Source organism: Candidatus Nebulibacter yamunensis, assembly GCF_024208055.1.
GTDB lineage: Bacteria > Pseudomonadota > Gammaproteobacteria > Francisellales > Francisellaceae > Caedibacter > Caedibacter lacustris.
The window spans coordinates 20,738-31,985 of record NZ_JAMBMW010000020.1 but is presented as its reverse complement, the minus strand read 5'-3'; the positions used below and the strand labels follow the sequence as shown (position 1 = coordinate 31,985).

Annotated in this window: 10 protein-coding genes; all 10 read left to right on the top strand. The window is 36.8% G+C overall.

The annotated features are described in order from the left end of the window. Window positions 1-125 precede the first annotated feature (125 nt). The 10 genes from M1V25_RS08650 (at window position 126) to M1V25_RS08605 (ending at window position 11,181) form a co-directional block, all read left to right on the top strand. The gene (locus tag M1V25_RS08650) at window positions 126-1,010 is read left to right on the top strand and encodes a LysR family transcriptional regulator (RefSeq protein ID WP_498843028.1); all 885 of its coding nucleotides are present in this window, start codon (window positions 126-128) and stop codon (window positions 1,008-1,010) included. A 170-nt stretch (window positions 1,011-1,180) separates the two neighbouring features. Then, window positions 1,181-2,941 carry a DUF2062 domain-containing protein gene (locus M1V25_RS08645; protein ID WP_498843027.1) on the top strand — a complete coding sequence of 587 codons (1,761 nt, stop codon included), beginning with the start codon at window positions 1,181-1,183 and terminating at the stop codon, window positions 2,939-2,941. Between the two features lie 165 nt (window positions 2,942-3,106). Then, window positions 3,107-3,394, top strand: coding sequence for a co-chaperone GroES (gene groES, locus M1V25_RS08640; RefSeq protein ID WP_116963877.1), 288 nt, complete (start codon window positions 3,107-3,109; stop codon window positions 3,392-3,394). 70 nt (window positions 3,395-3,464) lie between these two features. After that, window positions 3,465-5,105, top strand: coding sequence for a chaperonin GroEL (gene groL / locus M1V25_RS08635; protein WP_116963878.1), 1,641 nt, complete (start codon window positions 3,465-3,467; stop codon window positions 5,103-5,105). Window positions 5,106-5,330: 225 nt separating this feature from the next. Continuing rightward, window positions 5,331-5,705 carry a 30S ribosomal protein S12 gene (rpsL, locus tag M1V25_RS08630; RefSeq protein WP_116963879.1) on the top strand — a complete coding sequence of 125 codons (375 nt, stop codon included), beginning with the start codon at window positions 5,331-5,333 and terminating at the stop codon, window positions 5,703-5,705. Between the two features lie 36 nt (window positions 5,706-5,741). Then, complete coding sequence (gene rpsG / locus M1V25_RS08625) at window positions 5,742-6,215, top strand: 30S ribosomal protein S7 (protein ID WP_116963880.1); 474 nt, start codon at window positions 5,742-5,744, stop codon at window positions 6,213-6,215. A 15-nt stretch (window positions 6,216-6,230) separates the two neighbouring features. After that, a complete protein-coding gene (gene fusA, locus M1V25_RS08620; protein ID WP_116963881.1) occupies window positions 6,231-8,327 on the top strand; it encodes an elongation factor G in 2,097 nt (698 codons plus the stop codon). Between the two features lie 19 nt (window positions 8,328-8,346). Then, window positions 8,347-8,670, top strand: coding sequence for a 30S ribosomal protein S10 (gene rpsJ / locus M1V25_RS08615; RefSeq protein ID WP_476702588.1), 324 nt, complete (start codon window positions 8,347-8,349; stop codon window positions 8,668-8,670). A 253-nt stretch (window positions 8,671-8,923) separates the two neighbouring features. Beyond that, on the top strand, window positions 8,924-9,550 hold the full coding sequence (gene rsmG / locus M1V25_RS08610) for a 16S rRNA (guanine(527)-N(7))-methyltransferase RsmG (RefSeq protein WP_498843030.1): 627 nt from the start codon (window positions 8,924-8,926) through the stop codon (window positions 9,548-9,550). Between the two features lie 482 nt (window positions 9,551-10,032). After that, entirely contained in the window at window positions 10,033-11,181 is a 1,149-nt protein-coding gene (locus M1V25_RS08605) for a histidine decarboxylase (protein WP_116963882.1), read from the top strand. Window positions 11,182-11,248 lie beyond the last annotated feature (67 nt).

The window sequence follows — 11,248 nt, the reverse complement described above, 5'->3', positions numbered from 1 at the left end:
CCTGTTAAACGACGAAACTCATCTGCTGCTAACTTGTTTATCGTTTCCCATCTCATTGATCATATCCACCTTTAATTTTTAAATAGCTATTTTGCTAGATTAAATACGGTTTGGAAGGAACTCTAATGTTTAAAGATGCGTTTTCATTGGTTCAACTAGAGTCATTTTTAGCTGTAGCAAAGTTTGCAAGTTTTACAAAAGCTGCCTATTACTTGGGTATTTCAAAATCGGCAATTAGTCAAAACATTAAACAGCTAGAATTGATGACAAAAGTGAAGTTGGTTATTCGCACAACTCGACAAGTTAGCCTTACTGAGGAGGGTCATAAGCTCTTTGAGCAATGTCAGCGTTTAGAAAACGAGTGGTTTGGTATTAAGCAACTCATCGGCAGTTTTGATGAACATCCAAAGGGTGAGTTGGTGATCAGCAGTAATGCATTTTTTGCTAAACAGTATTTAACAAAGTTGATCAAGCAATATTTACAGTTATATCCAAAAATGAATGTTTCACTGATAATAGAAGAACGGATGCCACATTTATATCAAGAAAATATTGACGTTGCATTTGGAGTGAACTGGAGACCGAGTGATGATGTCGTTGCACGTAAACTTATGGAAACAGATTACGTTTTTTGTGCAACTAACTCATACTTGAATCGACATGGGATACCTAAAAGTTTACAGCAACTTAAACAACATCAATTTATTCCGCATAGTGCACGAGCCGCAACAATTGTTGGTAAAACAGATAATCAAAGTCATTTTTGGGCAACAAGGTTAAAAGCAAATAATATAGATTGCATGAAGAATTTTGTATTATCCGATATGGGTATTATTCAAGTGCATCGATATATTGTTGAGCATGAGCTAAAAAAAGGTGAGTTAGTAGAGGTTCAATTGAGCGATTTCAGTTCTCAGGTAGTGAATGTCAACATGTACTATCAAAAGCATCAATATGTGCAACCCAAAATTAAAACTTTTGTTGAGCTTGCAAAAGAGATGTTGCTTTAAGGTTGCAGGGTATGGATAGACCTGGTGAACTTGTAGAAGTCTATGCGTAATATAAAGAAGGCCCAAAGAATAGAAGATAAACGCGAATTTGTTGAGAGTTCAATATTTAAGCGTTGAGGAATAAAAAGAATTTCATTACAGTGAGAATTGAGTATGGTGGAGGATGCAATATGAAAATATTAAAGAAATTAATCAAAATCGTTACAGGGCAATCAAATCCAATGCAGCTTTTTTTAGCTATACTGTTTGGGGGAATGATTGGTTTCTTACCAGGGTTTAGCTATGCACCATTACTATATATTATTGTAATTGGGTTATTGATATTGCTTAATGTCAATTTGGTCGTTGCCGCAATTATATATGCCGTTGCCAGGTTACTTTCATTTACTTTGGAGGTTGTTTCCTATCACGTTGGCGTGTTTGTATTAGATGGGTTTTTACAAGGCATTTTAAAATGGATGATTAATACACCTGTGTTTGCCTATGCAGGATTTGATTATTATTTGGTAACAGGAAGTTTTGTTTTAGCACTTATTTTGGGTCTGATCTTTGGTTACTTGATCACTAAGTTGGTTTCACTTGTAAAAGCCAAAATGGCAATAATGCAAACTGAGGAAACCCTATATGACAATATCGTTAATAAGCGCTTAATTAAAATGATTAGCTGGATTATCTTTGGACAGTCTGTGCACAAAATTGATTGGGTGAAGTTAAGAAATAGAAGGCTTAAACATCCTTTTCGGATCTTGGGTGTCATTATTATTGCTGTAGTGATTGTGTTTATATTTGTTTTAAGTGGTCTTTTGCAGTCACAAATGTTAAAAAATATTTTGGTTTCTGAGTTGACTAGAATAAACGGTGCAACAGTTGAGATTGATACGTTTAAGCTTGATATGTTTAATGGTAAACTCAATATCACAGGGCTTGAGATTGCGGATCCTAAGGACTTAAATCAAAATCGTTTTTATGCGAAAACACTCACGATGCAGGTGAATGTAAGCGAGTTGTTAACAAAAAGGTTGACTCTGAGTAATGTTGTTATAAACGACGTGTTAACAAATCAGCCGCGTACTATAAAAGCAATGCTTTATTTACCGAACATAGACACATCAATTATTCCCACGCCAAAAGAAGATAAAGTCGTACAACAAGCACAAACTCAACATATAAAAGACTTCGATGTAAAGTATTACGTGCAAAATGTACAGCAATATCAATCATATCTAAAGCAACTTAAGTGTCTCTTGGGTTGGCTTGTTCCTGATACAGCTAAACATGAGTCAGCTGATGTAAAACAGCAAGAAGCTAAGGTAACTCAAATGTATCACTACGCAGATAGACAAGCGACTGATTTAATCACTAACACCCCAACTCTCACAATTACAAAGCTTACGGTTAATAATATTAACTATTCAAATAATTTAATCTTTAACGCTATCGCCAGTAACGTTTCAACACAGCCGTGGCTCATTAAAGCACCAACGGCAATTAGGATTGTCTCAAAAGACCAAACGATCAAGGCGAAACTCATTAGCGCGAATCACTCAAAGATAGCGAATATGTTTTCACTGGAATTGAAAGATATGCCTGCTGATAAACTTCTTCAGGATATTAAGTTTAGCAAGGGTTTTGGTCTATCTGCAAAAACTTATTCACTAGAAGCACAAGGTAAATGGCAGTGGCAAGGCGATGAAATAATACTTGATCTACCAGTTAATTTGATTTTCCAAAATGCTAACTTATCAATTTCTGATGCGAATAAAATGATAGATCGCTTACCAATAAGTATAAAATTGATGGGAAGTTTAAATAATCCAGTTGTGCAAATCGATCAAAGTCAAGTACAGAGTACCTTAATCAAAGCGAGTACCTCAGAAATCAAGAGTCGACTCAAGGATGAATTGAATAATCGCTTACCTTTTGCTTTGTAATGTAATCGAAGGCGTAGCACTAGATTTGGTCTGAAAAATTTGGTTATTTCCAATAAAAAATAAAAAAATCAAAAAAAATTCTTGAAAAGAAATTTGCTATCACCATATATCTGCCTGCAATAAACAACAACATGTTTAACATAGCTTAAAAGAAGGAGTAAACATATGGCAATTCGCCCTTTACATGATAGAGTGTTGGTTCGTCGCGCTGAAGAAGAACAAAAATCAACAGGTGGTATTATCTTAACCGATAGCGCAAAAGAAAAACCGATGCAAGGTAAAGTGATTGCAACTGGAAATGGCAAAATCCTAACAGATGGTGCTGTTCGTGCATTGGACGTGAAAGTGGGTGATACGATTTTATTCGGGAAATACGCCGGGAATGAAGTCAAAGTTGATGGTGAAGAGCTATTGATGATGCGTGAAGAAGATATATTGGCAGTGATTGAGTAATTTGCGCATACTGCTAAGTTGAAATAGTTTATTTTTGGTTAAATTAATAAAGTTTAAAAGAGGAAAAGACATGGCCGCTAAAGAAGTAATGTTTTCAGATGATGCACGTGCTCGTATGTTAGAAGGTGTCAATACGTTAGCAAACGCTGTAAGAGTAACGCTTGGTCCTAAAGGTCGTAATGTGGTTTTAGAAAAATCATTTGGTGCGCCAGCAATTACTAAAGATGGTGTTTCTGTTGCCAAAGAAATCGAGTTAAAAGATAAGTTTGCTAACATGGGTGCACAAATGGTTAAAGAAGTTGCATCTAAAACAGCAGATATCGCAGGTGATGGTACAACAACGGCAACTGTTTTAGCGCAGGCACTATTAACTGAAGGGTTAAAAGCGGTTGCAGCGGGAATGAACCCAATGGACCTTAAACGTGGTATTGATAAAGCAGCTATAAAAGCGGTTGAAGCGCTTAAAGCATTATCTAAGCCTTGTGCAGATAACAAAGCGATTGAGCAAGTAGGAACGATTTCTGCAAATGCTGATGCAACAGTCGGTAAAATCATTGCCGAAGCGATGAAAAAAGTAGGATCAGAAGGTGTGATTACTGTTGAAGAAGGCAAGGGCTTTGAAGATGAGCTTGATGTTGTAGAGGGCATGCAGTTTGATCGTGGTTATTTATCACCTTACTTTGCCACTAACCAAGAAAATATGACTGCTGAATTAGAGAATCCTTATATCTTAATCGTTGACAAGAAAATCTCTAATATCCGTGAGTTGTTGCCTGTATTGGAAGGTGTCGCTAAATCTGGTAAGCCTTTGTTGATCATTGCTGAAGATGTAGAAGGTGAGGCACTTGCAACACTTGTGGTAAACAATATTCGTGGTGTTGTAAAAGTTGCTGCTGTAAAAGCACCTGGATTTGGTGATCGTCGTAAAGCAATGCTGGAAGATATTGCAATTTTAACAGGCGCGACTGTAATTGCTGAAGAGGTTGGTTTGACACTTGAAAAAGCTTCTGTTGAGCATTTGGGTGGAGCAAGTCGTATACAAATAACAAAAGATGATACAACTGTTATTGATGGTGCAGGGCAAAAGGCAAGTATAAATGCTCGTATAGCCCAAATTAAAAAACAAGTGGAGGAAGCAACTTCTGATTATGATCGTGAGAAGCTTCAAGAGCGTTTGGCTAAGCTTGCTGGTGGCGTTGCAGTTATCCGTGTTGGTGCGGTGACTGAAGTCGAAATGAAAGAGAAAAAAGATCGTGTGGACGATGCCCTTCATGCAACACGTGCTGCAGTTGAAGAGGGTGTTGTTGCTGGTGGTGGTGTTGCACTTCTTCGTGCACAAGCTACGCTTATTAACTTAAAAGGTGATAATGAAGACCAAAATCATGGTATTGAATTAACACGTCGTGCAATGGAAGCGCCTTTGCGTCAAATCGTTAAAAACGCAGGTGGTGAAGCATCTGTTGTTGTTAATAATATACGTGCTAAAGAAGGTAACTATGGTTACAATGCAGCAAACGATACTTATGGCGATATGATCGAAATGGGTATCTTAGATCCAACTAAAGTAGTGCGTTCTGCACTTCAACATGCTGCTTCCGTTGCTGGTTTGATGATTACAACTGAAGCTATGGTTGGTGAGATAAAAGAAGAAAAAGCTGATATGGGTGCTGCTGGTATGGGTGGCATGGGCGGTATGGGTGGAATGATGTAGTTCCATCGTTATTTAGTCATTGATAGTTTGGCTTATGCCAGACTGAATTTAAAAGGGGCGAAAGCCCCTTTTTGTTTTTCTAATCTTTAAGGTAAGGTTTGATCTTTAAAATGATTGATGGAAAATGGAATTATCAGCTTGCAATTTTTGCTTGTTTTTGTATATAATTCCGCGTCTTTTTAGTTTATGCAAAGATTAGATGTTTAAAAAACTACGGAGTAAATAATGGCAACTATTAACCAGTTGGTGCGCAATCCGCGCAAGAAAAAGGTTGTTAAAACGAATGTACCAGCCTTGAAGTCATGTCCGCAAAGACGTGGCGTATGTACGCGTGTTTACACAACGACCCCTAAGAAACCAAATTCAGCGTTAAGAAAAGTAGCGCGTGTAAGATTGACCAGTGGATTTGAAGTGACCACCTATATTGGTGGTGAAGGTCATAATCTTCAAGAGCATAGCGTTATTCTTATTCGTGGTGGTCGTGTGAAAGACTTACCAGGTGTGCGTTATCACACCGTTCGCGGTGCACTTGATACATCAGGTGTTAAGGACCGTAAAAAAGGTCGCTCTAAGTATGGTACTAAGCGTCCTAAAGCATAATTTTAATTCATTTATTTAGGTTAAAGGAAAGATAAAATGTCTAGAAGAAACCGAGCACCAAAACGCGAAGTATTGCCAGATCCGAAGTTTAAAAGTGAGATCGTTGCAAAATTCATTAATCACATCATGTTATCAGGTAAAAAGTCTATAGCTGAGAAAATTGTCTATGGCGCTTTTGATCAAATTGAAGTAAAAAAATCAGGGGAAAAAGCCACTGAGGTTTTTGAAAAAGCCTTAGAAGCAGTAGCGCCTATGGTTGAGGTTAAATCTCGCCGCGTCGGTGGTGCAACTTACCAAGTTCCAGTTGAAGTGCGAGCTGAGCGTCAAATGACGCTTGCTATGCGTTGGATTATTGATGCAGCACGTAAACGTAAAGAAAAAAGTATGGGCTTTCGTATTGCTGCTGAGTTAATGGAAGCTGTAGAAGGACGTGGTTCAGCTGTTAAAAAGCGTGAAGATACGCATAAAATGGCTGAAGCTAACAAAGCATTTGCGCATTTCCGTTGGTAATATTGGAGAAAACTCATGTCACGTATGACTGCGATTGAAAAATATAGAAATATTGGAATTTGTGCCCACGTGGATGCAGGTAAAACAACTACAACTGAACGTATATTGTTCTATACTGGTGTTTCACATAAAATTGGTGAAGTGCACGATGGTGCAGCAACAATGGATTGGATGGAACAAGAGCAAGAGCGTGGTATTACTATTACCTCTGCTGCAACAACAGTGTTCTGGCAAGGTATGGATAAACAGTTTGATAAACACCGTATTAACATCATTGATACCCCGGGGCACGTTGATTTTACGATTGAAGTAGAGCGTTCTTTGCGTGTGCTTGATGGCGCAGTTGTTGTATTCTGTGGTTCATCAGGTGTTGAACCTCAATCAGAAACAGTGTGGCGTCAAGCTAATAAATATGGTGTTCCACGTATCGTTTTTGTGAATAAAATGGATAGGGCTGGCGCGAATTTTGAACGTGTGTTAGGGCAAATTAGATCACGCTTAAAGGCAACTGTTGTCCCTGTGCAGCTTAATATTGGTGCCGAAGAAGAGTTTAAAGGCGTGATTGATCTTGTGCGCATGAAAGCCATCATGTGGAATGAGGAAGATAAAGGGTTAACTTACACTTTAGAAGAGATTCCGCAAGAGCTTTATGCACATGCTGAAGAGCTTCGTCAAGAAATGATTGAAGCAGCAGCTGAAGCAAATGAAGAATTAATGAATAAGTACCTTGAAGGTGAAGAGCTAACTGAAGAGGAAATTCATGCAGCTTTGCGTCAACGGGTTATTAATAACGAAATCGTATTAGCGTTTTGTGGTTCAGCGTTTAAGAATAAAGGCGTACAAGCTGTACTTGACGGTGTAGTGCGTTACTTACCAGCACCACATGATGTTCCAGCTATTCGTGGTGAGCTAGAAGATGGTAGTGAAGCTTCACGTAAGTCATCTGATGAAGAACCATTTGCTGCCCTTGCATTTAAACTTGCCGCAGACCCATTTATTGGAAACTTAACATTTATCCGTGTTTATTCAGGAGTGTTGAAGTCAGGTGATGCAGTTTATAATCCTGTGAAAGGTAAAAAAGAGCGTATTGGACGTATTGTACAAATGCACGCTAATAAGCGTGATGAAATTAAAGAAGTGCGTGCAGGTGATATTGCTGCTTGTATTGGTTTAAAACAAGTAACAACAGGTGACACACTTTGTGATGAAAATAATATTATTACGCTTGAGCGTATGGATTTCCCTGAGCCAGTTATCTCAGTTGCAGTAGAGCCAAAATCTAAAGCTGATCAAGAGAAAATGTCGATTGCATTGGGTCGTTTAGCAGCAGAAGATCCATCATTTCGGGTGAAAACAGATGAAGAGTCAGGTCAAACTATTATTTCAGGGATGGGAGAGCTGCATTTAGAAATTATCGTTGATCGCATGAAACGTGAATTCAAAGTGGAGGCAAACGTTGGTAATCCTCAAGTAGCATATCGTGAAACGATCAAACAAGGTGTTGAAGCTGAAGGCAAGTTTGTACGTCAATCAGGTGGTCGTGGACAGTATGGTCACGTTTGGATTAAGCTTGAGCCTCAAGAAATGGGCAAAGGCTTTGCATTCGTTGATGATATCGTTGGCGGTGTAGTGCCAAGAGAATACATCGGTGCAGTTGCTAAAGGTATTGAAGAGCAATTACGAAATGGTGTAATCGCTGGCTATCCTATGATTGATGTTAAAGCAACACTCTATGATGGTTCTTATCATGATGTGGATTCATCTGAGATGGCATTTAAGATTGCAGGCTCAATGGCAGTTAAAGCGGGTGCGCAAAAAGCCTCCGCAGTTCTTCTTGAGCCAATGATGAAAGTAGAAGTTGTAATGCCTGAAGAGTATATGGGTGACGTAATTGGTGATTTGAACCGTCGTCGCGGCATCATCTCTGGTATGGATGAAAATCCAAGTGGTAAAGTGGTTAATGCATTGGTGCCATTGGCAGAGATGTTTGGTTATGCGACGAACGTGCGTTCAATCTCTCAAGGGCGTGCGTCATTCTCTATGGAGTTTGAAAAATACGCAGAAGTCCCAGGCAATATTGCAGAAGAAATCATTAAAAAGCGTAACTCGTAACTTAGAAGGTTTAAAGAAAATGGCAACAAATATTAATAATCAGCGTATTCGCATTCGATTAAAAGCATTTGATCATAAATTGATTGATATATCGACTAAAGAAATTGTCGAGACAGCAAAAAGAACCGGTGCACAAGTTAAGGGTCCAATTCCTTTACCTGTACGCAAAGAGCGCTTTACGGTTTTGATTTCACCTCATGTAAACAAAGATGCACGTGATCAGTATGAAATCAGAACTCACAAACGTTTGATCGACATCGTTGAGCCAACTGAAAAAACAGTTGATGCCCTTATGAAACTTGATCTTGCTGCGGGTGTTGACGTTCAAATTAGCCTAAATTAATCAATCTTAATCTCTGTTTTTAATCTTTGTGTATCAAGAGGTGCACAATCATACTTAAAAAGCGACGTGAAGTCGCTTTTTTTATTTCAATGATTGGCATGTGATTAGGTTATGGGTATAACAAATATTAATTACTTATCTGCAGATAAGTAATTTTTTGCTGTTAAATATTTTTCAAGCTGTATATACTCAAGTTCATTGTATAACTTTCTTGCCAAACAAAATGATCACAATTGATTGTTTAAATAATATGATGGATGACACGAAAGTGAAGATTCGTCAAGCGGTTGAAAAATTAACATTGCTTGTTACAGATGAGCAAATTAACCAATGGGTTAATTACTTGGTCTTGCTTAGAAAATGGAATAAAATCTATAATATGACATCTATTACTGATTGGAATGAGATGCTGGTCAAGCATTTATTTGATAGCTTATCGGTAGCCCGTTTTATTAAGGGTCAACAAGTCATTGACGTTGGAAGTGGTGGTGGTTTACCAGGTGTGCCTTTGGCAATTTTAATGTCAGAAAAGCATTTTGTCTTGATCGATAGCGTTGGCAAAAAAATTCGTTTTTTAAATCATGTCAAAAAAGCACTGAGCTTGCAGAATATTACACCTATTAACATTCGCATTGAGTCATATCAACCAAAGACTTTATTTGATACAATTATCTCACGGGCATTTAGTTCAGTGGGTGATTTTTATCATTTATGCCATCATCTTGTTGCAAATGATGGACAATTGATTGCAATGAAAGGTGCGGATTTGGAGCTTACAGCCTTGGAAAATTTAAACCAATATTTTGAAACGTTTGAAGTAAACGTACCACTCTTAGAAGCAAAGAGACATGTGATACGCATCACCAAACAACATAGATAATCTCCATACATGAAGAAAAATTTGCAAAATCCTGAGTGAAGCGTTATTTTTTTGATTTCCATAACCTGGAAAAGTACCTTAATTAGCTAAAAATACTTTTCTTACTGCCACTATTTCTTTAAGGCTTAATTTATCAACTGAACTTTCCCTAATTTTGTAAGAATTTGCTGTTGATGAGCTGCAAATCAAAATTTATCCCTGTATCTTAGGGTTGCTAAAAAAACTGGAGCAACTCATGAATGGATACCTTACAGCTTTTACTAACTCACTTGCAAGCATTTTTCAGAAGGAGTCATCAATAAAGCTGATAGTTGCCAACTTTAATAAACGAAGGGTTTGCAAAAATGATAAATTTAAGCCAAAAAAATCACAAAGCTCATGGCTTCAGATGATTATTGAGCTAACTGTCTAACAGAACTTGGGAAAGTTTAGATTAGAGTAAAACGTAACGAAAAAGTAAAATGTAAGGAAATAGTATAAAAATGAATAGAGATTTTATAGAGCGTCTTTCTCATAATAGTAAATTATATATTGGTTACCCTCCTGCTACGGATTTTAAATATGATTATCTATCTGATGTGCTTAACTATTCCATAAATAATCTAGGTAACCCTGAAAATTTGTCAAACGCATTTAGTTCGCATGAATATGAAAAAGAAGTGATCCATTTTTTTCTAAAGCTTTACAAAAGTAGTTACCATGAGTCGTGGGGATACATTTCTCATTGTGGCACTGAAGCAGCGTTGAATGGATGTTGGCTTGGCAGAAACTATTTAAGTGATTCAAATCGTTCAAATTGTATTATTTTAGCATCAGAGTATGCTCATTACTGTATAGATAAAATTGCTAATATACTCAATTTACCTTTAATTCGTATAAAAACTGATGAAAAAGGGAATATTATAGAAGACGCTTTATCTACAACTTTGAACTTAAATAAAGGAAAATCTGTTATCTTTTTCGCTACTCTTGGAAGTACAATAACCTCATCAATTGACCATATTGACCTGTTTAAAAAACATGCTGATGCATTTAATATAAAATATTATATTCATGCTGATGCGGCTTTTGATGGTTCGTTTTTACCTTTCACTAAATATCAATTAAAGTTAGGTTATGATTTTGACTCAATAAATATTAGTGGTCATAAATTTATTGGCTCTCCAATTCCTTCTGGAATTTTTTTAGTAAATAAAAAATATTTAAAGAATCGAGAAATTGAGTATGTCAAGAATAATGATTTAACTATTGCTGGAAGTAGAAACGGTATTTCCCCAATATTGCTTTATGAAGGTATACGTAATATTGGTGGATACAATGGTTTAAAAGAAAGGTATATAAAGTGCTTAAATAATGCTAATGAGATCTTACAATATGCCATTGAAAATAATATAAATGCTTGGAAAAATGACCATGCAATTACAGTGGTTTTTGATCGAGTAGATGATGAAATTATGAAAAAATGGCATGCTCCTAGTTATAAACGATATACAACAATAACTGTCTTGCCAAAAACAAATTTTAATATGATTAAGGAATTTATTAACGACATTACCTTTTATAAAAATTATAAAAAAACAAGGGACAATACGATCACCTACTATCCAAGCAAAGTTTCATCATTACTTTAACTGTATTTCCCATTTTCCTTTCCGATTCTGATACCTTGTGATTGCTTTCTAGTACAAACAAAAATCC

Excerpts from the sequence above, each read along its gene's own strand:
- M1V25_RS08650 (WP_498843028.1), top strand. The coding sequence starts at position 126 with ATGTTTAAAGATGCGTTTTCATTGGTTCAACTAGAGTCATTTTTAGCT.
- M1V25_RS08645 (WP_498843027.1), top strand. The coding sequence starts at position 1,181 with ATGAAAATATTAAAGAAATTAATCAAAATCGTTACAGGGCAATCAAAT.
- groES (WP_116963877.1), top strand. The coding sequence starts at position 3,107 with ATGGCAATTCGCCCTTTACATGATAGAGTGTTGGTTCGTCGCGCTGAA.
- groL (WP_116963878.1), top strand. The coding sequence starts at position 3,465 with ATGGCCGCTAAAGAAGTAATGTTTTCAGATGATGCACGTGCTCGTATG.
- rpsL (WP_116963879.1), top strand. The coding sequence starts at position 5,331 with ATGGCAACTATTAACCAGTTGGTGCGCAATCCGCGCAAGAAAAAGGTT.
- rpsG (WP_116963880.1), top strand. The coding sequence starts at position 5,742 with ATGTCTAGAAGAAACCGAGCACCAAAACGCGAAGTATTGCCAGATCCG.
- fusA (WP_116963881.1), top strand. The coding sequence starts at position 6,231 with ATGTCACGTATGACTGCGATTGAAAAATATAGAAATATTGGAATTTGT.
- rpsJ (WP_476702588.1), top strand. The coding sequence starts at position 8,347 with ATGGCAACAAATATTAATAATCAGCGTATTCGCATTCGATTAAAAGCA.
- rsmG (WP_498843030.1), top strand. The coding sequence starts at position 8,924 with ATGGATGACACGAAAGTGAAGATTCGTCAAGCGGTTGAAAAATTAACA.
- M1V25_RS08605 (WP_116963882.1), top strand. The coding sequence starts at position 10,033 with ATGAATAGAGATTTTATAGAGCGTCTTTCTCATAATAGTAAATTATAT.